This is a genomic window from Stenotrophomonas sp. YJH_SMC_73, assembly GCF_059370155.1.
Genome location: NZ_JCAFTJ010000001.1, coordinates 406,163 through 427,812, shown reverse-complemented (window position 1 = coordinate 427,812; position 21,650 = coordinate 406,163). Strand labels below are relative to the sequence as shown.

The window sequence follows — 21,650 nt, the reverse complement described above, 5'->3', positions numbered from 1 at the left end:
TCCCGCGAGCAGATCAGTCCACGCCATGCGTGGATGCATGCTGCAGTGCCAACCAAGGTTGGCACCTACCAGGGCAACGATCCGCTGCTGTAGATGCACGTCATGCGTGGGTGCTTCTGTAGAGTCGAGCCATGCTCGACTCATCCCATCATCGCGCATAGCGCAGCCGAGCATGGCTCGGCTCTACAGAAGGCAGATTCCGCGAGCAGATCCATCCACGCCATGCGTGGATGGGTGCAGCCGCAGAACCCGGGCATTACGCCCCGGATTCGTCCGGCTTCACCCGGAACCACGCCGCGTACAACGCCGGCAGGAACACCAGCGTCAGCACCGTACCCACGATCAGACCACCCATGATCGAGATCGCCATCGAGCCATAGAACGCGCTTCGCGACAGCGGAATCATCGCCAGCACGGCCGCCAGCGCGGTCAGCACGATCGGGCGGAAGCGGCGCACCGTGGCATCGATGATCGAATGCCAGCGGTCATGCCCGGCATCGATGTCCTGCTGGATCTGGTCGATCAGGATCACCGAGTTGCGCATGATCATGCCCGCCAGCGCGATCGTGCCCAGCAGCGCGACGAAGCCGAACGGCGCACGGAACAGCAGCAGGAACAGGGTCGCACCGATGATGCCCAGCGGCGCGGTCACCAGCACCATCGCCGCACGCGAGAAGCTGCGCAGCTGCAGCATCAGCAGCGTCGCCACCACCACCAGGAACAGCGGCATGCCGGCCTTGATCGAGTTCTGCCCGCGCGCCGAGTCCTCCACGGTGCCGCCGGTTTCCAGCAGGTAGCCGCTGGGCAGCTCGGCACGGATGCCATCCAGCGTGGGCACGATCTGGTGCACCACGTCCAGCGCCTGCATGCCATCGCTGATGTCGGCGCGCACGGTCACGGTCGGCAACCGGTTGCGGTGCCAGATGATGCCGTCCTCGAAGCCGTACTCCATCGTCGCCACCTGCGACAGCGTGATGCTGCCGCCGTTGGCGGTCGGCATCGACAGGCTGGACAGCAGCTCCAGCTGGTTGCGCTCATCGGCCGGCCCGCGCAGCAGCATCTCGATCTGGCGGTTGCCTTCGCGATACACGCTCACCGACTGGCCGGCCAGCGAACTGGCCAGGAACTGGCTGACCTGGGCGCTGCTCACGCCCAGCGCGCGGGCACGCTCCTGGTCGATCACCAGCCGCACCACCTTGCTCGGCTCGCTCCAGTCCAGGTTGACGTTCATCACGTGCGGGTTCTCACGCACCTTGGCCTCGACCTGGCGCGCGATCGCCTGCACCTTCTCGATGTGCTCGCCGGAGATGCGCATCTGCACCGGATAACCGACCGGCGGGCCGTTCTCCAGGCGGGTCACGCGCATCTGCACGTCCGGGAACTTCGGAATCACCTCGTGCAGCAGCCAGTCACGAGTGCTTTCGCGCGATTTGATGTCCTTGGCCAGCACCACGAACTGGGCGAAGTTGGTCGCCGGCAGCTGCTGGTCCAGCGGCAGGTAGAAGCGCGGCGAACCGGTACCCACATAGGACACATAGTTGGCGATGCCCTCGCGGCTGGACAGCAGCTTCTCCAGCTTCTCGGCCTGGGCCTGGGTCGAGCGCAGCGACGCCCCCTCGGCCAGCTCGATGTCCACCATCAGTTCCGGCCGGGTCGAGTCCGGGAAGAACTGCTGCGGCACGAAGCGGAACATCATCAGTGAGAACACGAACAGGGCAACGGTCGCGGCGATCACCCACCAGCGGCGGCGCAGGCAGGCGTCGAGGAAGCGCCGGAAGCTGCGGTAGAACGGGCGCTGGTAGGGATCGTGGTCGTGCCCATGCTGCGGCGGTGCGATCAGGTTGGCCAGCGCCGGATAGCGGTCGGCCCACTGCTGGCGCTTGGCCAGCCAACGCGCGGACAGGCTGCCGGGCTTCGGCGGCTGCGGATTGAACAGGTCCGGCAGCATCTTGTCGCCCAGGTACGGGATGAACAGCACCGCTGCGATCCATGACACCACCAGTGCGATGGTCACCACCTGGAACAGCGAACGGGTGTATTCACCGGTGCTCGATGCCGCCGTGGCGATCGGCAGGAAGCCGGCTGCCGTGATCAATGTGCCGGTCAGCATCGGGAACGCGGTCGATTCCCAGGCGAAGCTGGCCGCGCGCAGGCGATCGAAGCCCTGCTCCATCTTGGTGGCCATCATCTCCACCGCGATGATCGCATCGTCCACCAGCAGACCCAGCGCCAGCACCAGTGCGCCCAACGAAATCTTGTGCAGGCCGATGTCGAAGTAATGCATGACGAAGAAGGTCATCGCCAGCACCAGCGGAATGGTCACGCCCACCACCAGGCCGGTGCGCAGGCCCAGCGAGAAGAAACTGACCAGCAGCACGATCACCACCGCTTCGGTCAGCACCTGCACGAACTCGCCAACCGACTCCTCCACCGACTGCGGCTGGTCGGACACCTTGCGCAGCTGCATGCCAGCCGGCAGGGTCTTCTGCAGCCGCTCGAACTCGGCGTCGAGGTTGGCGCCCAGCTTGAGGATGTCACCGCCATCCTTCATCGCCACCGCCAGGCCGATCGCCTCTTCGCCCATGAAGCGCATCTTCGGCGACGCCGGATCGGCGAAGCCACGCTTGACCTCGGCGATGTCGCCCAGGTGCACGGTGCGGTCGCCAGCACGGATCGGGAACTGGCGGATGGCGTCGATGTCGTTGAACTGGCCCGTCACGCGCAGCTGCACGCGATCGGTGGCGGTCTCGAAGAAGCTGGTGCCGGTGATCGCATTCTGGTCGGCCAGCGCCTGCTGCACCTGCTGCATCGACACACCCAGCGTTGCCAGCCGGGTGTTGGACAGTTCGATCCACACCTTCTCGTCCTGCAGGCCGACCAGGTCGATCTTGCCGACATCGGGTACGCGCTGCAGTTCCAGCTGGATGCGGTCGGCGTAGTCGCGCATCACCGCGTAGTCGAAGCCCTTGCCGGTCAACGCATAGATGTTCCCGTAGGTGTCGCCGAACTCATCGTTGAAGAACGGGCCGACAATCTCGCGCGGCAGCGTCGCACGGATGTCGCCCACGCGCTTGCGAACCTGGTACCACAGGTCCGGGATCTGCCTGGAACGCAGGCTGTCGCGCGCCATGAAGATGACCTGCGATTCGCCGGGGCGCGAATAGGAGCGGATGAACTCGTACTCGCCGGTGTTCATCAGCGCCTTCTCGATCGGCTCGGTCACCTGCCGCGAGACCTGTTCGGCGGTGGCGCCCGGCCAAAGCGTGCGCACCACCATCGCCTTGAAGGTGAATGGCGGATCCTCGGACTGGCCCAGATGCTTGTACGACCATGCGCCGATCAGCGCGAAGGCAAGCATCGCGAACAGCACCAGCGGGCGGTTGGACAACGCCCACTCGGAAAGATTGAAGCGGCGCACCGGCTTACTCCTTGGCCTTGGCGGCAGCGGCCGGCGTGGCCGGCTTCAGCACCGGGCGGTTCTGGCGGTCCACGGCGATCACCGGCTGGCCGGCACGCAACAGGTGTCCGCCGGCAGCGACCACCCAGTCACCCGCATTCACGCCGGACAGCACCGGTACCGATTCGCTGCCATAGGCACCGGTGGTGACCGACGCGGCCTTCAGCGTGCTGTTGGCCGGATCGACCACCCACACGCTGGCGGCACCGTTGGCACCGCGCTGCAGCGCACCGAGCGGCAGCTGCAGGGTGCCGTGGCGGCCGGCGCTGCTGTAGACGCGCGCGCTCTGGCCCAGTTCGACATCGGCCAGCGCATCGGCGGGCAGGCTGACCCGGGTTGCATAGGTGCGTGCCTGTGGATCGGCGGCAGCGGCGATCTCGCGGATCGTGCCTGGCAGGCGCTGGCCAGGACGGTTCCACAGCTCCACCTCGACCGGCTGGCCCACCGCATAGTCGCGGATGGTGGCCTCGGGCAGGTCGATCAGCACTTCGCGCCCGCCATCGGCGGCCAGGTTGAAGATGGTCTGGCCGGCCGACACCACCTGCCCGGCTTCGGCCTCGCGGCTGGCGATCACGCCATCGGACGGCGCGCGCAGCTGTGCGTAGTCGGCCTGGTTGCGCAGCACATCGAGGTTGGCGCGGGCGGCGTTGGCCTGGCCCTGCGCGGCCTTGAAGGCGGCGGACTGCTGGTCCAGCTGCGAGCGGCTGACCAGCTGCTGGTCGGCCAGCACCTGGTAGCGCTTGAGGTCATCACGGGCACGCACCAGATCGGCTTCGGCCGCAGCAAGCTGCGCCTGCGAGGCGCGGGCCTGCAGCGCGAAGTCGGCCACGTCCAGCTCGGCCAGCACGTCGCCCTTCTTCACCCGTTGCCCGGCATCGACGTGGCGCTTGACCAGGTTGCCGCCAACGCGGAACGACAGTGGACTTTCCTGCCGCGCACGCACCGTGCCCGGGAACGCCGCCGGCGCCTGCCCGGCCTGCTCGCCAGGGTGAACCACCAGCACCGGAACGGCCGCCTGGGGCGCCTGTTCCTGTCCCGAACAGGCTGCCAGCGCAGCCATCCACACCATACCGCCCATCCAGCGCACGATCTTCATCGGTCAACGTCCTGAAAACGCAGGGTTGCAACTAAGGGGGGAGCCGCGACTGCCGGCCCAATTTAATAAACCGGCCGGTATAGTATAAATATCGAACCGCTTGGTCTAGTATTGTCGTGATGAGTTCTCACACTTCCCGCAAGCCGTCGGCCAAGCCCGCTGCCAAGGCCGCCGGACCCGGGCGCCCCAAGGACCTCGGCAAGCGCGCGGCGATCCTTGAAGCAGCCAAGACACTGTTCATCGAACAGGGCTATACCGGCGTGAGCATGGACACCATCGCCGCTCAGGCCGGCGTCTCGAAACTGACTGTGTACAGCCACTTCGGCGACAAGGAGACCCTGTTCTCCGAGGCCGTGCAGTCGAAGTGCATTGAAATGCTGCCCGATGCCCTGTTCGTGGCCGACGCGGACGGCCCGCTGCGCGACCAGCTGATCGGGATCGGTCTGGCCTTCTTCGAACTGATCACGTCCGATGCGGCGATCTCGATCCAGCGCATGATGATGGCGCCGGAGACCGACGAACGCCTGCGCGAGCTGTTCTGGAAGGCAGGACCGGAACGTACCTGCGAGGCCCTGGCTGACTTCCTGCGGGCACGCGCCGAGCGCGGCGAGCTGGAAATCACCGACTGTTCGCTGGCTGGCGAGCAGTTCCTGACCCTGGTCAAGGGTGAAGTGCACATGCATATGATGTGCGGCATGCCACTGTCACCGGTGGAATGCGACCCTCTTGCCCACGTGACTGCCAGCATCGACTTCTTCCTGCGCGCCTATGCGCCGCGAGGGGCCGGGACGGCTGAATAACCAAAACTGAACGAACCGGAGGTCGCGATGACTTCCGGCACTGCGACCCCGGCCACCCGGCAGCTGATGCTCTGGGCGCGCCGCCGGCCTCCGGCACCGGTAAAATGGCCGGCCCACTGCGCTGGATTTGAACCTCATGACGATTGATTACGCCCACGCCCGCGAACTGATGGTGGAACAGCAGATCCGTCCCTGGGACGTGCTGGACATCAAGGTGCTCGACGTCCTGGCCCGCCTACCGCGCGAGGCTTTTGTCGCCGATGCACACCGGGCACTGGCCTACGCCGACGTCGAACTGCCGATCGGCCATGGCCAGAAGATGATGAAGCCGGTCATCGAGGGCCGTACCCTGCAGGCGCTGGACCTGCAGCCGGGTGACGAAGTGCTGGAAATCGGCACCGGCAGCGGCTTCCTGTCGGCCTGCATCGGCGCGCTGGCGCGCGACGTGCTGAGCCTGGAAATCGACCCGGAGCTGGCCGCCGCCGCGCGCGCTCGCCTGGACGCGTCCGGCCTGGGCACCAACGTCCGCGTGGAAGTGGCCGACGCCCTGTCCTGGCAGACCGAACGCCGCTTTGACGTGATCTGTGTCACTGGTGCGGTCGACGTGGTGCCGTCACAGTTCGCCTCGTGGCTGCGTCCGGGTGGTCGCCTGTTCGTGATCCACGGCCGCTCGCCGGCGATGGAGGCCCTGCTGGTCAAGGCCGACGGCAGCAGCGAGTCCCTGTTCGAGACCGATATCGATTACCTGCGTGGTGCCGCCCCGGCCCCCCAGTTCCACCTCTGAGTCCAAGGAAGCCGCAATGATCCGCCGATCCCTCGCTGTTGCGCTGGCCACTGCCCTGCTGCCGTTGTCCGCCCATGCCGCCGACCTGCTGCAGGTCTACGAAATGGCGCGCAATGGCGATCCGCAGCTGTCCGCCGCCGAATCGACCCGGCTGTATGACAAGGAAGGCGCCGTGCAGGCGCGCGCCGCCCTGCTGCCGCAGATCAACGGCCAGGCCCAGCTGAACCGCACGCGCAGTGAGCCGAACGCCGACGCCAACTCCGGCTCGTTCACCAACAAGCGCCGCACCTACACGATCGACGGCAGCCAGACGCTGTTCAACTGGACCCAGATCAACAACCTGCGTTCGCAGCGCGAGCTGAGCAAGGCGGCGGACTTCACCCTCGATTCGGCCAACGACAGCCTGATCGTGCGCACCTCGGCGGCCTACTTCAACGTGCTGGTGGCGATCGAATCGCTGAATGCCGCACAGACCAATGAAGCGGCCGCGAAGAAGCAGTTCGACTTCGCCGACAAGCGCCTGGAAGTGGGCCTGGCGCCGATCACCGACGTGCACGAAGCACGCGCCCAGTACGACCAGGCGCGTGCCAACACCATCGTTGCGCAGAACACCCTGGCCGATAACTACCAGGCCCTGACCGAACTGACCGGCCAGCCGGTGACCAACCTGCGTGGGCTGCCGGCCGACTTCCGCCCGGAAGTGCCGGCCAACCGTGGCAACATCGATGAGCTGGTGCAGCAGGCCACCACCCAGAATCCGGCGCTGAAGGCGCAGGAACTGAAGGTCAGCGCCGCCGAGGCTGGCGTGCAGGCCGCCCGTGGCGGCCATTACCCGACCCTGTCGCTGGGCGGCAGCTGGGGCAAGAGCGCGACCTGGGGTGACAGCACTGGTTCCGGTTCGCTGTCGCCGGACGCCCGCACCAACAGCATCGGCCTGACCCTGAGCGTGCCGATCTTCTCCGGTGGTGCCACCCAGTCCGGCGTGCGCCAGGCGCTGGCCCAGCGTGACATCGCCCAGGACGGCTACGAGCAGCAGAAGCGCGCCCTGGACCGCAACACCCGCAATGCCTACCAGACCCTGGTACAGGGCATCAGCGAAGTGGAGGCCCGTCGCCTGGCCGTGGTCTCGGCACAGAGCGCGTACGACGCCTCGCAGGTCGGCCTGGAAGTCGGTACCCGTACCGTGCTGGACGTGATCCAGAACCAGCGCATCCTGTTCTCGGCGCAGCTGGACTACGCCCAGGCCCGCTACACCTTCCTGCAGAACCGCCTGCTGCTGAGCCAGTCGCTGGGTGCGCTGGACGTGGCAGAGCTGCAGGACGTCAACCGCCTGCTGACCCAGGACGCGGGCAATCCGGCAACGACCACGCACTGATCCGTCGCCCTGCCGGCAACAAAGAAGCCACCCGCAAGGGTGGCTTTTTTGCAGGCGGTGCATCCGCCCGCAGCTACCCGTTGCGTGGCCCCGCGAACCCTCAGCCCGGCCATGCCCGCAGGCGTTCCAACGCCGCAAGGACGCACAGCGCGGCCGCCAAGGGCGCCAGCATCGGCAGCACCAGTTCGCGACCGGTTGCGCCCTGCCTCATGTCATTCCGCCGCCGCAGCACCGCCAGGCACAGCGCCGCCATCACCAGCAGGGTTGCCGGACCCGGCAGCGCCGGCAGGGTGCCCAACGGCAGCCACAGCACCAGCATCACCGCCGGCAGTCCGACCGCCGCCACGATCACACCGCGGGAGCGTCCCACTGCATCACCCGCCCCTGGCCACAGCGATGTTGCCAGCCGCAAGGCCAGCATCAGCAGCACCAGCTGCAGGGCGGCCAGGCCCGTAGCCCCCGCCAGCGGCAACAACGGCAGCATCCACTCCAATTGCGGATGCATCTGCAGCGCCACCGACAGTGGCCGGGGACTGGCAAGCGCGGAAAACTCGACCAGCCCTGCCTGCAGTGCTGCCAGCACGATCAGCAGCAGCATCGCCAGCAACGAGACCAGCGCCAGCACTGCCGGTTGCCACATCGCGCCCTGGCGGCGCAACGCAGGAAAGCCCAGTGCCAAGCCGACGCTGGCAAATACCCCCAGCAGCGGCACCGCAGCCGCCAGCACCCCGCCCAGCCCGAAGCGATACGGCGCGGTCGCCGGTGGCAGCCAGGGGATCCAGTGCGCGTAATGCACATGACGTGCCGCCAGCGCCAGCAGCAACACCCCCGCACCGATCTTCACCGTCAACAGGGCGCAGGCCACCAGCACCACACGCCGTGGCGGCAGCAATGCCAGCGCGCCCAGCATCAGCAGGCCCACCGCCGCCGTGACCTGTTCCGGCAGCCAGTCGCAGGGCTGGAGGCCTTCGGCGGCCAGCACCGCGTGCAGATGGAGGGCCATGGACTGCGCCACGCCCGCCGTGGTCGCCACCAGCTCCAGCAGCAGGGCCATGCCCAACACGCCCGCCACCCGCGGCCCCCAGCTGGCAGCCAGCAGCCCGTGCAGGCCCTCGCCCGCCGGCAACCGCAGCACCAGATCCTGCAGGCAGCACAGCACCAGGCCGGCCCCCAGTGCAGCCAGCAACAGGCTGAGCACGATGGCGGGGCCTGCCTGTGCCGCCGTGTGCTGGCCCACCAGTGCGATCACGCTGCCGCCCACCAACAGTGTCAACGCCACCACCGCCAGATGGTCCGTCCCCAGTCCGGCCCCACCCGTGCCGTCCCCGCCCCTGTCGCCGTCCATCGCAAGTTCCCTTGATATCCGCCCAAGCGCGGTCGACAGCAGGCTGGCAGCCTGCGTCGTCCTGCGGAATCAGAATCGGTGGAATGTGCGCAACGATGTGATGGCAGGCACGCTGCCAGCGGCAGGGTCGGTCCAGCAACGACAGAAAAATCGTCGCTAAGCAGAATTGATGAAGTTGATCACGACAATGCTCGTCAGCGCCGCTGACTCCGCGCTGCCGCGATCACTCGCGCGGTGGTGGCAGGTGCGGCGCCACCAGGGCAAGCGTGCGTTGCAGCGCGCCGCGGCCATTGCTGACCAGCGTGCATCCCGCCCGCGCCATGTCTTCGCGGGCCTGGGCATCGTCGAGCAGGTGCTGCAGCAGATCGCCCACCGCCTGCGCGTCCTCGCCGATCAGCAGCGCCCCGGCCTCGCGCATGCGCCGGGAAATTTCCGCGAAGTTGTGCAGGTGCGGGCCGGTCACCGCCGCCGTTCCCATCGCGGCCGGCTCCAGCAGGTTGTGACCACCGATGGCCTGCAGGCTGCCGCCGACGAAGGCGACCTGGGCGCAGGCATAGAACGGCATCAGCTCGCCAAGGGTGTCGATGACGAACACGTCGGTGGCCGCGTGTGGCCACTGGTCCACGCGGCGGGTCGCCACGCTCCAGCCCTGTTCGCGCGCCAGCGCTTCCACCTTCGGGAAACGCTCGGGATGTCGCGGTGCCCACAGCAGCAGCAGCTCCGGATGCCGCTGGCGCAGGCGCCGGTGCAGGTCGATCACCGCCTGCTCCTCGCCATCATGGGTACTGGCGGCGATCCATACCGGACGAGCGGCCGGTACCCGCGCGTGGAACTGTTCGACGAAACCCTGCACATCCGGCGTGGCGATGTCGAATTTCAGGTTGCCCAGCGCCTGCACCTGGCCGGGATCCGCCCCCAGCTGCACGAAGCGCTCGGCATCGTCCTGCGACTGCGCGGCCACGCAGGTGACGGTGCGCAGCGCGCGGCGGATCAGTGCCGCCAGCAACCGGTAGCCGCGCAGCGAACGCGCCGACAACCGGGCGTTGAGGATGTACACCGGAATGCCGCGGTCACGGCAGCCGAACAGCATGTTCGGCCACAGCTCGGTTTCCAGGATCAGCGCCAGGCTGGGCTGGAAATGGCCGAGGAAACGGTTGACGCTGCCCGGCACGTCGTACGGCAGGTAGACATGGTCCAGGGCGTCGCCCCACAGCGCGCGTACGCGCTCGGAGCCGGTCGGGGTGATGGTGGTGATCACCCAGCGGATGTCCGGGCGCTGCTGGCGCAGGGCATTGACCAGCGGCGCGGCGGCATTGACCTCGCCCACCGAGACCGCGTGCAGCCAGACCCGCGGCTGCCCGGTCGGCTGCGGATAGGAGGCATAGCGTTCATCCCAGCGCCGGAAGTATTCACGGACCCGGAAACCGCGCCAGACCAGGTGGTACACGGTGATCGGCAGCAGGATGTAGAGCACGACCGAATACAGGCCGCGCAGGATCCATTCGACAGGGTCTTTGCGCATGCGGCAAGGATACGGGAGCCCCCGGGGAAAGACACGCGGCCGCCTTGGTAGAATGGCCCCATGTCAGATGCCTCCACCGCCGTCCGCCCATCGCTGCGCGATCCGCGCAACTGGCCGATGTTCGCCGCCATGTTCGGCGCCTTCGCCATCGCTCGCCTGCCGTGGATGCTGCAGCGCGCGCTGGGCCGGGGCGTCGGCTGGATCACCTGGCGCCTGCTCGGCAGCCGCCGCCGCGCCGCCGAAGTCAACCTGCAGCTGTGCTTCCCCGAGAAGGACGAAGCCTGGCGCCAGCGCCTGGTGCGCGACAGTTTCGATGCGCTGGGCGTGGGCGTGTTCGAGTGCATCCGCGCCTGGTGGGGCAGCATCGACCGCATCCGCCCGCAGGTACGGATCGAAGGCCTGGAACACCTGCGGCAGATGGAGGCTGAAGGCCGCGGCGTGCTGCTGGTCTCCGGCCACTTCATGACCCTGGAAATGTGCGGACGCCTGCTGTGCGACTACGTCGACCTGTCCGGCATGTACCGCAAGCACAAGAACCCGGTGTACGAGTGGGCGGTGAAGTTCGGCCGCCTGCGCTATGCCAAGGCGATGTTCGCCAACGAGGACATCCGCGCGACCGTGCGCCACCTGAAGAAGGGCGGCTTCCTCTGGTACGCGCCGGACCAGGACATGCGTGGCAAGGACACCGTGTTCGTGCCGTTCTTCGGCCACACCGCTTCGACCATCACCGCCACCCACCAGCTGGCAAGGATGACCGGTTGTGCAGTGATCCCGTACTTCCACCGCCGCGAAGGCGGGAAGTACGTGCTGAAGATCGGCGCACCGCTGGAGAATTTCCCCAGCGAGGACGTGGAAGCCGATACCACGCGGGTCAACCAGGCCATCGAAGAGATGGTGCGCGAAGCCCCCGACCAGTACCTGTGGATCCACCGCCGCTTCAAGCGCCAGCCCGGCGGCCGGAGTGATTTCTACAAATAGCCGGATGCGGTGGAAGGGCCGGCGTCCTCGCGGTAGTCGCCAACCTTGGTTGGCGCCGGATGAACCGAGGCCGGTCCCGGGGAGCCCACCAAGGTTGGCAACTACTGCATCGGCGGAGATTCGTCCGATTCGCGGGCCAGCAGACTGCCGGCGAACAGGGCCGCCAGCAGCACGGTCAGGCCGCCCCAGAACGCAGAATAGAACGCCAGGTGCGTATTGAGCGGGAACACGGTAACCGCCAGCGCCAGCATCGCCGGGCGGGCGCGGTCACGCGCCGCCGGCGGTGCATAGCGCCAGGCCCGCCAGGCCTGCGCCACCGCCGCCAGCCACAGCAGCAGGCCCAGCACGCCGGTCTCGGCCAGGATTTCCAGCACGATCTGGTGGGCGTGCAATGCCGGTTGATTGCCCCACACGGCGGGGCCCTCGTCTGACACGCAGGCCGGATACGCATCACGGAAGCCGCGCGCACCGACACCGTTGACCGGATGTTCCTCGATCATGCACACCGCCGCCGTCCAGATGCGCGCGCGCCCCGAAAGCGCCTCGTCAACGCCCTGCCCGTCTTCGTTCCATGCCTGTGCCGTGCGCGCAACACGCTCGCGCAGCTGCGGCACGCCCGCTGTCAGTGCGGCCGTACCCAGCGCTGCCACAAGGGCCAGCAGCAGCAGCCGCTTCCAGCCGAACTGGCGCAGGCCGCTGTAGGCCAGCACCAGCACAAAGGTGATCCACGAGGCGCGCGAACCGGCCAGCAGCAGCACGCATCCCACTGCGGCGGCGGCCAGCAACCACCCCGCACTGCCGAAACGCCGCGCCATCGGCAGCAGCAGGAAGGGTGACAGGCTGGCCAGCACCTGGCCGAATTTCAGGTTGCAGGGCCCGAGCGCGCCACTGAGGCGGTCGGCCAGTGCGGCTTCGTCGGCCGGGCACAGCGCGTGGCCACTTACGGCCAGCTTCAGGTGCTCCAGCGACCAGAACCATGGGCTGGTGCCGGCCAGCGCCTGTACCAACGCGTCCAGCGTCCACGCGCCGGTGATCAGCGCCAGGCCGCCGAAGGTCAGCCGCCGCCGTTCCGGTGTGGCCACCGCGATCGCCACCAGCCACATGAAGGGCAGGTAGCGCAGTCCGGCGGCAGCCTTGGTCCACGAGGCCGCCGGATCGATCGCATCGATGGCCGAGAACGCCTGTGGCAGCCAGTAGCCGAGGAACAGGATCGAGGTCAGGGCCCACGCCGCCGTGCTCAACAGGTGCGGGCGGCGCTGCAGCCGGCGCATGACCATGCGCACGGCAGCATAGAGCGCGCCAAGGCCGAGCACGGTTTCAGCGATGCCTGGCAACGGCCACATCGCCACGTACGCCAGCACCCACCAGGGTGCCCAGCGCCCAGCGCGGTCGTCGCGCACGATGGCAGCGGGGTCAGCCGGCGAGATCGGCATAGAGGCGGAGGGTATCGCGCTGCATGGCCTGCAGGGTAAACGGGATGCGGGTCGGCAAGGATGGCGGCTGCGCCAGCAGGGCCAGCGCACGTTCACCCAGCGCGCGCGCGTCGCCGAGCGGCACCGCGCCGCCGGGCTGCAACTGCTGCAGCAGTTCGCCGACGCCACCGTGGTCCCAGCCCAGCACCGGGCGGCCGACCGACAGCGCCTCGACCACGGTGCGGCCAAAGGCTTCCGGCTTGTCCGACAGCTGCAGCACCAGATCGCTGGCGGCGTAGGCCAGGGCGATGCGTGCGGTAGGCGTGCTGATCTGTACGGCCTCGGCCACGCCCAGTGCCGCAGCCTGGCGGCGCAGATCGGCCACGTAGGCCTCACGCCCGGGTTCCTCGGTACCCAGCATCCACAGCTGCGCAGGCACGCCGGCGGCACGCACGTCGGCCAGCAGCTGCAGCGCGTGGGCGTGGCCCTTCAGCCGGGTACCGCGCCCGGGCAACAGCAGCAGCGGGCCATCAACCTGCGCCAGCCAGGGATAATCGGCGGCCAGGGCCAGCCGCGGGCGACGGTCGGCACGTGCTACGCGTGGGAACTGGCCGACATCGACACCGCGGGGAATGACCTGCAGTTTTTCTTCCGGCACCGTCGGGTAGTGGCGTTGCACGAAGGCGCGCACGGTATTGGACACGCAGATCACGCGTTCGCCACTGGTCATCACCGCACTGTAGCGGCTGGGCGAATTCAACCCGTGCACGGTGGTCACCCAGTGCGGGCGCTGTGCGGCGGGCATGGCGCGGATCGCGTACAGGCCCAGCCAGGCCGGCAGCCGCGAACGGGCGTGCACGATGTCCGCACCGACCTCGGCAAACAGGCGGCGCAGGGTCGGCAGATGGCGCAGGGTCAGCAGCGACTTGCGGCCGATGTCCAGGGTGAGGTGCTCGGCACCGCTGTCCAGCAGCGGCTGCACCAGGCGGCCACCGGCGGACACCACCAGTGCACGATGGCCGGCCGCGACCAGGGCAGCAGCGATTTCCAGGGTCGAGCGCTCGACACCGCCGGAGTGCAGCGCCGGCAGCAACTGCACCACGGTCAATCGGCGCATCGAAGGGGCCGCCGTTTAGTCGGCCAGCACGAACACGGAACCGCAGTACGGGCACTGCGCTTCACCGTTGGGCTCGTCTTCGATCGGCAGGTACACGCGCGGATGCGAGTTCCACAGCGCCATTTCCGGGGTCGGGCAGCTCAACGGCAGATCGCTGCGGTGCACGGTGTAGCGCTTCTCGGCGTTGGCGGGCGCGGTGGCGGTATGGCTCATGGCGGATGTCGGTGAACGGGTTGCGAGGCCTGTGATTCTAGCATCTGGGCCGCACCGACATTGCGCCACAACGGGCCTTTGCGCGCTCCCGCCGATGCCTCGCATCTCCCCGCCGCACGCCGGGCGGCGGCGGCGCCGGGGATTTCGCGGTCGTTCCGGCAGGTTCGCTCGCCAGAATCGACTCCAGCGATATTTCCCGCATTTGGATCGAACTAAATGGCACTTGCCAGCGCGCGACGGCTGTTGCAGGATCGGGCCAGGTCGCACCCCGACCCACCCAATCCAACCCGATCGCATGGCCCGCCCCCACCGGACCGGCATCGCCTCTTCCACTGCCAGCCTGGCGGGCGGAGCGATGCTGTCCGTGGTGTCCGCCGATGCGGGTTCTGCCCGCCGCCAGCCCTTCCGGGAGACCCTTGCATGACCCTGTCCGATCCGCGCCGCGCCCTGCTTCCACTCGCCCTGGCCCTGGCCTGTGCGACCACTGCGATGCCGGTGCTGGCACAGGGGCTGCAGACCTCGTTCGAGCCCGGCGAACCTGCCCCGACGCAGGCCGCGGGTGCACTTCAGGTCACGATCGGCAACGGCCCTGCGGCGCCTTACGCGGCCAAGCGCAACGCCGGCTACAGCGGCCTGCATGCACTGCGCTACAGCAGCGAAGGCGGCAGCGCGCGGCGCGAACTGTTCAAGGCCGACCTGCCCATCGAGGCCGATACCACGCTGTCGTGGCTGGTGCTGCCGGAGATCGTCGGCAAGGACACCGTCGCTTCGACCTATGTCTCGCTGGACCTGCTGCTGGACGATGGCAGCCGCGTGTCGGCCGGTACGGCGCGCGACCAGCATGGGGTGGCGATCGGCGCGCTCGCGCAGGGCGAATCGAAGACGCTGTACCCGCAACAGTGGGCGCGCAAGGCAGTGCGGCTGGGCGACGTACCCACGCTGAAGGGCCGCCGCGTGGTGGCGATCGAGCTGGAGGTGGCCAGTGCCGAGGGCGCGCCGGTCTCTGGCTGGATTGATGACGTGCGCCTGGACGCACAGCCGCGGCAGCAGCCACAGCGCGTCTCCGACTGGGTGCTGACCACCCGCGGCACCCAGGCCAACGGCACCTTCTCGCGCGGCAACAATTTCCCGGCCACGGCGGTGCCGCACGGCTTCAACTTCTGGACCCCGGTGACCGATGCCGGCGCACTGAACTGGCTGTACCGCTGGAACGAACAGAACGACGCACAGAACCGCCCGCAGCTGCAGGCGCTTGCGCTGAGCCACCAGCCCAGCCCGTGGATGGGTGACCGCCAGACCTTCCAGGTGATGCCCTCGGCCAGCCGTGGCGTGCCGGAGGCCGACCGCCGCAAGCGCGCGCTGTCGTTCGATCGCCGCCATGAAAGCGCGCGCCCCTACCGCTACGACGTGCGCTTCGACAACGGCATCGCTGCCGCCATCGCACCGACCGATCATGCCGCGTTGTTCCGCTTCGACTTCCCCGAAGGCGGTGACGCCAACCTGCTGTTCGACAACGTCGATGCACGTGGTGGCCTGACTCTGGATGCCGCCACACAGACGCTGTCCGGCTACACCGATACGCGCAGCGGCCTCTCCAACGGCGCCAGCCGCATGTACGTGGTGGCCAGCTTCGACAAGCCCTGGCGCAGCAGCGGCCGCCTCGACACCGGGCGCCCGACCGGTTACATCAAGTTCGATGCCGGCAGTGAGCGGCGGGTGACGATGCGCATCGCCACCTCGCTGATCTCGGTGGAGCAGGCGCGGCACAACCTCGCACTGGAAATCGCCGCCGCCGATACGCTGGAGAGCGTGGCCGGCCGCGCACAGGACGCGTGGGACGCGCGCCTGGCCCGCTTCGACATCGGCGATGCCAGCGACGACCAGAAGACCACGCTGTACTCCAGCCTGTACCGGCTGTACCTGTACCCGAATTCCGGCCACGAGAACGTGGGCAGCGCCGCCGCACCGGAGTGGCGCTACGCCAACCAGGCCAGCGCCAGCGATGACAACACCGAAGGCAGCGCGACCCGCAGTTACGCCGGCGTGCGCGATGGCAAGGTGTTCGTCAACAACGGCTTCTGGGACACCTTCCGCACCACCTGGCCGGCCTATGCACTGTTCACGCCCGACGATGCCGGCCAGCTAGTGCAGGGCTTCATCGAGCAGTACCGCGCCGGCGGCTGGATCGCACGCTGGTCGTCGCCGGGCTATGCGGACCTGATGGTCGGTACCAGCTCGGACGTGGCCTTCGCCGATGCGTGGCTGAAGGGCATCGGCGGTTTCGATCCGGCCGAGGCCTACGCCGCCGCGCTGAAGAACGCGACCGTGGTCCCGCCCGACCGCCATGTCGGCCGCAAGGGCATGGACCGTTCGACCTTCCGTGGCTACGCCAGCGCGGACGTGCATGAAGGCATGTCGTGGACGATGGAAGGCGCACTCAATGATTTCGGCATCGCCAACATGGCCGACGCGCTGGCCAAGCGTGCGACCACGCCGGCCGCACGCGAGCGCTACAGCACCGAGGCCGACTACTTCCGCTATCGCGCCGCCAGCTACACGACGATGTTCGATCCGGCCGCCGGTTTCTTCCAGGGCCGCACTGCCGATGGCCATTGGCGCGTGGACGCGAAGGACTACGACCCGCGCGTGTGGGGCCACGACTACACCGAGTCCAATGGCTGGACCTTCGCCTTCACCGCCGCCCACGATGGCGAAGGCCTGGCCGCGCTGTACGGTGGCCGCGACAAGCTGGCGGCGAAACTGGATGCCTTCTTCGCCACGCCGGAAACCGCGGACCCGGCACTGGCCGGTTCCTACGGCGGCACCATCCACGAGATGACCGAGGCGCGCGACGTGCGCATGGGCATGTACGCGCACAGCAACCAGCCGGCGCACCACATCCCGTGGATGTACCTGTACGCCGGGCAGCCGTGGAAGACCCAGCAGCACGTGCGCGAGATCCTGTCGCGGCTGTACGTCGGCAGCGAGATCGGCCAGGGCTATCCGGGCGACGAGGACAATGGCGAGACCTCGGCGTGGTACGTGCTGGCCTCGCTGGGCCTGTACCCGCTGCGCATGGGCGCCCCGGAGTATGTGATCGGTTCGCCGGCCTTCCGCCACGCGCGGGTGGAACTGCAGGGCGGCGCGGTGCTGACCGTGAACGCGGCCAACAATTCGCGAGAGAACGTCTACGTGCAGTCGCTGAAGATCAACGGCACGCCCTGGACGAAGACCTGGGTGCCGCACGAGCTGATCGCCAAGGGCGCGACGCTGGACTTCGTGATGGGCCCGCAGCCGTCGCGCTGGGGCAGCGGCGTGGATGACGTGCCGCGCTCGCTGACCGCCCGTGGCCAGCGCCCGCAGCTGCTGCACGACCTGCTCGGCAGCGGCGCGAAGGCGACGCTGGCCGATGGCCGCGCCCTGCCGGCGCTGGTCGATGACGATGCGGCCACCACCGTCGGCCTGGGTGGCGGCGCGACCATCGCACTGACCGGCCTGAGCAATGGCACGCCGACGATGTATACGCTGACCAGCGGTGACGGCCGCATCCAGGGCGGCGAATGGACGCTGGAAGCGCGCAATGGCAACGGCCACTGGACCGTGCTCGACCAGCGCAGCGGCGAAGCCTTCGAGTCTGCCCGCCAGACCCGTCCGTTCCGCATCGCCAGACCCGGTCGTTACAGCGAGTACCGGCTGCGCCTGGCCGCGCCGGGCCGGCTGCCGCTGGCGGAGATCGAACTGTTGGCGCCCAGCGCCGTACAATGAGCCCTATGCGCTACCGTCTGTTGCCTCTGGCCCTTGTTGCCCTTTCCTTCTCCAGCTTCGGCCAGACCCAGGCCTTTGATGCGCAGCTGACCCGCGACGGCGTGACGCTGAACTACCAGGACGCCCGTGGCGCCCTGGCCGCGCCGCAGCGCAAGCGGGTGATCGATACGTTCTACTTCGCCTACCTGCGCGAACGTGCGGACTTCCACCCGGCCGCGCCATCGATGGTGCGCATCGTGATCGATCCGGCCTACACCGGGATCGCCTTCGTCGGTGACAAGGACCAGGCGGCAACGATCACCATCAATCCGGGTTGGCTGGCGCAGCACCCCAACGACATCGACCTGGTCACCCATGAGGCCATGCACATCGTGCAGGGCTATCCGGGCCATGGCGACGCACGGGTGCCGGGTTGGCTGGTGGAGGGCATCGCCGACTACGCACGCGACCGCTACGGCATGGACAATGCCGCCGCGGGCTGGTCGCTGCCGGGCAAGGTCGAGAAGGGTCAGAACTTCGACAGCGGCTACCGGGTCACCGGTGCGTTCCTGAAATGGGCCGACGCCGAACACCCGGGCCTGGTGCTGGCACTGGACACGGCCCTGCGCGATGGCCGCTATGCACCGGCCCTGTGGCAGAAGCACACCGGCAAGGCACTGCCCGCACTGTGGGCCCAGTACGCCAAGCCGCGGTCGGATGCACCGCCGCCGGCCCCTGCACGCCGCGGCAAGCGGCGCTGACTGGCTGGTCAACTGGGAATTGGGGCGACTGGGTAGAGTCGACTGTTAGTCGACTGACTTTCGTACAGCCCCCGAAAACCCCGCGCTTCGCGCGATAGTCGACCAACGGTCGACTCTACCTCGCTGCTTTCTACGCCTCAGCGCGACTGCACGAAACCGGCGTACAGCGCGAACAGCTGCTGGAAATATCGCCGCGTGACTCGATTACGCATGACACCCTCGCCCATGAAAGTTGGTCGGGCCCAGGGTGGGAAGGCCGGTCCGGTACCTTCCCACGGCCGGGCCGCGTGGGCGTATTGGGCCGCAACGGCGTTGCAGGGAAATGACCGGGCGGCGTAGCGCGTGTGGCAGGTTCGGCGGCCGTTGCGGCAAATGAAAACACCGGGCAATGCCCGGTGTTTTCACTTGCGCCGACGTCCAGCCGCGCCAGCGCCATCATTCTCCCGACCAGGAGCCCCTTCTTGTTGAAGGGGCGCGCCGAAGGCGGGGGTAGAGGAAGAATGCGTGGGCAGCGGAAGTGGGAAAGAAGGCTTATGCCTTCTTTTCCGCTTCCAGCTGCTTGCGGATCTGCGCATCGACCGCCGCGATCGCGGTCATGTTCAGGATCCGGCGCGAAGTGGCGCTGGTGGTCAGGATATGCACCGGCTTGTTCACGCCCATCAGGATCGGGCCGATCGCCACGCCATCGGTGAACACGCGCACCAGGTTGTAGGCGATGTTGGCCGCTTCCAGGTTCGGCAGCACGAACAGGTTGGCGCGGCCCTGCAGGGTCGAGCCCGGCAGCAGCTTCTGGCGCAGCGCTTCATCCCATGCGGTGTCGCCCTGCATTTCGCCGTCCACGTTCAGGCGCGGGTTGCGCTTGAGCAGCAGCTCGCGCACCTGGCGCATCTTCAGCGCGTCCTTCGAATCGTGGCTGCCGAAGTTGGAGTGCGACAGCAGCGCGACCTTCGGCTCGATGCCGAACAACTTCATGCGGTAGGCCGCCTGCAGGGTCGCTTCGCACAGCTGCTCGGCGGTCGGGTCTTCCTGCACGTGGGTATCGACGAAGAAGAACACGCCCTGCTGGTTGATCACGCCGGTCATCGCCGAGGTCGAGGTGACCTTCGGCTCCAGCGGCAGCACGCTGCGCACGTAGCCCAGCTTCTTGTGGAAGCGGCCGACGATGCCGGTCAGCATCGCATCGGCTTCGCCGCGCGCCACCATCACTGCTGCGATCAGGGTCGGGCGCGAACGCATCAGGTTCTTCGCCGCGGCCACGGTCACGCCACGACGGCCGGTCAGGCCATGGTAGTACTGCCAGTATTCGTTGAAGCGCGGGTCATCGTTGATGTTGGTGACTTCAACGTTCTCGCCGATCTTCAGGCGCAGGCCGAGGCGTTCGATGCGCGACTCGATCACTTCCGGGCGGCCGATCAGGATCGGGTGCGCCAGGCCGTCATCGACCACGTTCTGCACCGCCTGCAACACCACTTCCTCTTCGCCTTCGGCGTACACCACGCGCTGCTTGTCGCTGCGCGCGCGGTCGTAGACCGGCTTCATCATCAGGCTGGTGCGGTAGACGAACTGGGCCAGCTTGTCGCGGTAGGCGCCCATGTCGTCGATCGGGCGCGAGGCCACGCCCGAATCCATTGCGGCCTGGGCCACGGCGGCCGACAGCTCCACCAGCAGGCGACGGTCGAACGGACGCGGGATCAGGTATTCACGGCCGAAGCTCGGGGTGTCACCGCCATAGGCCGAGCCCATGTCGGTGGCGGCGCGGCGGGCCAGTGCAGCGATGGCACGCACGCAGGCGATCTTCATTTCCTCGTTGATCGCGGTGGCGCCCACGTCCAGCGCACCACGGAACAGGTACGGGAAGCACAGCACGTTGTTGACCTGGTTCGGGTAGTCCGAACGGCCGGTGCCGATGATCGCGTCCGGACGGGCGGCGCGCGCCAGTTCCGGCATGATTTCCGGGGTCGGGTTGGCCAGTGCGAAGATCACCGGATCCGGCGCCATGGTCTTGACCATGTCGGCGGTCAGGATGCCCGGCGCCGACAGGCCCAGGAAGATGTCCGCGCCGTCGACGATCTCGGCCAGGGTGCGCTTGTCGGTGTCGCGCGCATAGCGCTGCTTTTCCGGATCCAGGTCGGTACGACCGGTGTGGATCACGCCCTCGCGGTCGAAGGCCAGGATGTTTTCCGGCTTCAGGCCCAGCTGCACCAGCATGTTCACGCAGGAAATGCCGGCCGCGCCCATGCCCGTGGTCGCCAGCTTCACGTCCTCGATCTTCTTGCCGGTGATCGCCATGGCGTTGAGCACCGCCGCGCCGACGATGATCGCCGTGCCGTGCTGGTCGTCATGGAACACCGGGATCTTCATGCGCTCGCGCAGCTTGCGCTCGACCACGAAGCATTCCGGCGCCTTGATGTCTTCCAGGTTGATGCCGCCGAAGGTCGGTTCCAGCGAGGCGATGATGTCGACCAGCTTGTCCGGGTCGGTCTCGTCGACTTCGATGTCGAACACATCGATGCCGGCGAACTTCTGGAACAGCACGCCCTTGCCTTCCATCACCGGCTTGCCGGCCAGCGCGCCGATGTTGCCCAGGCCCAGCACCGCGGTGCCGTTGGAGATCACCGCCACCAGGTTGCCGCGGGCAGTCAGCTCGCTGGCCTGCTGCGGGTCGGCCTTGATCGCTTCACAGGCGTACGCCACGCCCGGCGAATACGCCAGCGACAGGTCGCGCTGGGTCAGCATGGGCTTGGTAGCGGAAACCTTGATCTTTCCCGGCGGGGACATCCGGTGGTAATCGAGGGCGGCCTGTTTGAAATCTTCGTTGGACATCGATGTGGGTTACATGAATGGGCAGAAGGGACAGGGGATGATACCCCCGTTGGAGCGTCTGGACCTGTCGCTATCCTGTCGCAAGCATGCTGCGACCGCACAATTCCGTGCCGTATGCGACGGTACCGGGATGTCAGCTTCGGCGTTGCCCATGACAGCCATGGGACGCCCTGAAACGCCGCGGGGCCGTACCACTGTCGTGACCGGCCCCGCGGTACCACAC

14 protein-coding genes are annotated in these 21,650 nt (G+C 67.8%); 6 read left to right on the top strand and 8 right to left on the bottom strand.

Going from position 1 to position 21,650, the window contains the following annotated elements:
* Window positions 1-256 precede the first annotated feature (256 nt).
* Window positions 257-3,418, bottom strand: a complete 3,162-nt coding sequence (locus AC5P8R_RS01920; RefSeq protein WP_053496227.1) for an efflux RND transporter permease subunit — start codon at window positions 3,416-3,418, stop codon at window positions 257-259.
* 4 nt (window positions 3,419-3,422) lie between these two features.
* Window positions 3,423-4,553 (bottom strand): efflux RND transporter periplasmic adaptor subunit, encoded by a 1,131-nt coding sequence (locus tag AC5P8R_RS01915; protein WP_032958176.1) that lies wholly within the window; start codon window positions 4,551-4,553, stop codon window positions 3,423-3,425.
* A gap of 119 nt (window positions 4,554-4,672) precedes the next feature.
* Here AC5P8R_RS01915 and AC5P8R_RS01910 point away from each other — a divergent pair, with 119 nt between their 5' ends.
* The 3 genes from AC5P8R_RS01910 (at window position 4,673) to AC5P8R_RS01900 (ending at window position 7,512) form a co-directional block, all read left to right on the top strand.
* The gene (locus AC5P8R_RS01910; protein ID WP_032958174.1) at window positions 4,673-5,353 is read left to right on the top strand and encodes a TetR/AcrR family transcriptional regulator; all 681 of its coding nucleotides are present in this window, start codon (window positions 4,673-4,675) and stop codon (window positions 5,351-5,353) included.
* Window positions 5,354-5,489: 136 nt separating this feature from the next.
* Window positions 5,490-6,137 (top strand): protein-L-isoaspartate O-methyltransferase family protein, encoded by a 648-nt coding sequence (locus tag AC5P8R_RS01905; protein WP_014648346.1) that lies wholly within the window; start codon window positions 5,490-5,492, stop codon window positions 6,135-6,137.
* Between the two features lie 16 nt (window positions 6,138-6,153).
* The gene (locus AC5P8R_RS01900; RefSeq protein ID WP_014648347.1) at window positions 6,154-7,512 is read left to right on the top strand and encodes a TolC family outer membrane protein; all 1,359 of its coding nucleotides are present in this window, start codon (window positions 6,154-6,156) and stop codon (window positions 7,510-7,512) included.
* 100 nt (window positions 7,513-7,612) lie between these two features.
* On the opposite strand, the gene AC5P8R_RS01895 is transcribed toward AC5P8R_RS01900, so the two are convergent.
* On the bottom strand, window positions 7,613-8,857 hold the full coding sequence (locus tag AC5P8R_RS01895; RefSeq protein WP_262088122.1) for an amino acid transporter: 1,245 nt from the start codon (window positions 8,855-8,857) through the stop codon (window positions 7,613-7,615).
* A gap of 223 nt (window positions 8,858-9,080) precedes the next feature.
* Entirely contained in the window at window positions 9,081-10,379 is a 1,299-nt protein-coding gene (gene waaA / locus AC5P8R_RS01890) for a lipid IV(A) 3-deoxy-D-manno-octulosonic acid transferase (protein ID WP_014648349.1), read from the bottom strand.
* Between the two features lie 60 nt (window positions 10,380-10,439).
* Here waaA and AC5P8R_RS01885 point away from each other — a divergent pair, with 60 nt between their 5' ends.
* Window positions 10,440-11,357, top strand: coding sequence for an LpxL/LpxP family Kdo(2)-lipid IV(A) lauroyl/palmitoleoyl acyltransferase (locus tag AC5P8R_RS01885; protein ID WP_014648350.1), 918 nt, complete (start codon window positions 10,440-10,442; stop codon window positions 11,355-11,357).
* A 101-nt stretch (window positions 11,358-11,458) separates the two neighbouring features.
* Here AC5P8R_RS01885 and AC5P8R_RS01880 read toward each other — a convergent pair whose 3' ends face one another.
* The 3 genes from AC5P8R_RS01880 to AC5P8R_RS01870 are packed head-to-tail and all read right to left on the bottom strand — an operon-like array spanning window position 11,459 to window position 14,099.
* Window positions 11,459-12,790: an O-antigen ligase family protein gene (locus AC5P8R_RS01880; RefSeq protein WP_046432437.1), complete on the bottom strand. Its 1,332-nt coding sequence runs from the start codon at window positions 12,788-12,790 to the stop codon at window positions 11,459-11,461.
* The gene (locus AC5P8R_RS01875; protein ID WP_014648352.1) at window positions 12,771-13,886 is read right to left on the bottom strand and encodes a glycosyltransferase; all 1,116 of its coding nucleotides are present in this window, start codon (window positions 13,884-13,886) and stop codon (window positions 12,771-12,773) included. The genes AC5P8R_RS01880 and AC5P8R_RS01875 overlap by 20 nt, the downstream gene beginning before the upstream one ends.
* 15 nt (window positions 13,887-13,901) lie before the next feature.
* Window positions 13,902-14,099, bottom strand: coding sequence for a zinc-finger domain-containing protein (locus tag AC5P8R_RS01870; protein ID WP_005410967.1), 198 nt, complete (start codon window positions 14,097-14,099; stop codon window positions 13,902-13,904).
* Between the two features lie 420 nt (window positions 14,100-14,519).
* On the opposite strand from AC5P8R_RS01870, the gene AC5P8R_RS01865 reads away from it, so the two are divergent.
* Together AC5P8R_RS01865 and AC5P8R_RS01860 are read left to right on the top strand one after the other, a co-directional pair.
* Complete coding sequence (locus AC5P8R_RS01865) at window positions 14,520-17,864, top strand: GH92 family glycosyl hydrolase (protein WP_495222944.1); 3,345 nt, start codon at window positions 14,520-14,522, stop codon at window positions 17,862-17,864.
* Window positions 17,861-18,604, top strand: a complete 744-nt coding sequence (locus AC5P8R_RS01860; RefSeq protein ID WP_032959489.1) for a basic secretory protein-like protein — start codon at window positions 17,861-17,863, stop codon at window positions 18,602-18,604. The genes AC5P8R_RS01865 and AC5P8R_RS01860 overlap by 4 nt, the downstream gene beginning before the upstream one ends.
* 531 nt (window positions 18,605-19,135) lie before the next feature.
* Here the strand turns inward: AC5P8R_RS01860 and AC5P8R_RS01855 are convergent.
* Window positions 19,136-21,427: an NADP-dependent malic enzyme gene (locus AC5P8R_RS01855; protein ID WP_014648356.1), complete on the bottom strand. Its 2,292-nt coding sequence runs from the start codon at window positions 21,425-21,427 to the stop codon at window positions 19,136-19,138.
* Window positions 21,428-21,650 lie beyond the last annotated feature (223 nt).

Coding starts and splice junctions, on each gene's coding strand:
- AC5P8R_RS01865 (WP_495222944.1), top strand. CDS start 14,520: ATGACCCTGTCCGATCCGCGCCGCGCCCTGCTTCCACTCGCCCTGGCC.
- AC5P8R_RS01905 (WP_014648346.1), top strand. CDS start 5,490: ATGACGATTGATTACGCCCACGCCCGCGAACTGATGGTGGAACAGCAG.
- AC5P8R_RS01880 (WP_046432437.1), bottom strand. CDS start 12,790: ATGCCGATCTCGCCGGCTGACCCCGCTGCCATCGTGCGCGACGACCGC.
- AC5P8R_RS01875 (WP_014648352.1), bottom strand. CDS start 13,886: ATGCGCCGATTGACCGTGGTGCAGTTGCTGCCGGCGCTGCACTCCGGC.
- AC5P8R_RS01910 (WP_032958174.1), top strand. CDS start 4,673: ATGAGTTCTCACACTTCCCGCAAGCCGTCGGCCAAGCCCGCTGCCAAG.
- AC5P8R_RS01915 (WP_032958176.1), bottom strand. CDS start 4,553: ATGAAGATCGTGCGCTGGATGGGCGGTATGGTGTGGATGGCTGCGCTG.
- AC5P8R_RS01895 (WP_262088122.1), bottom strand. CDS start 8,857: ATGGACGGCGACAGGGGCGGGGACGGCACGGGTGGGGCCGGACTGGGG.
- AC5P8R_RS01870 (WP_005410967.1), bottom strand. CDS start 14,099: ATGAGCCATACCGCCACCGCGCCCGCCAACGCCGAGAAGCGCTACACC.
- AC5P8R_RS01900 (WP_014648347.1), top strand. CDS start 6,154: ATGATCCGCCGATCCCTCGCTGTTGCGCTGGCCACTGCCCTGCTGCCG.
- AC5P8R_RS01860 (WP_032959489.1), top strand. CDS start 17,861: ATGAGCCCTATGCGCTACCGTCTGTTGCCTCTGGCCCTTGTTGCCCTT.
- AC5P8R_RS01885 (WP_014648350.1), top strand. CDS start 10,440: ATGTCAGATGCCTCCACCGCCGTCCGCCCATCGCTGCGCGATCCGCGC.
- waaA (WP_014648349.1), bottom strand. CDS start 10,379: ATGCGCAAAGACCCTGTCGAATGGATCCTGCGCGGCCTGTATTCGGTC.
- AC5P8R_RS01855 (WP_014648356.1), bottom strand. CDS start 21,427: ATGTCCAACGAAGATTTCAAACAGGCCGCCCTCGATTACCACCGGATG.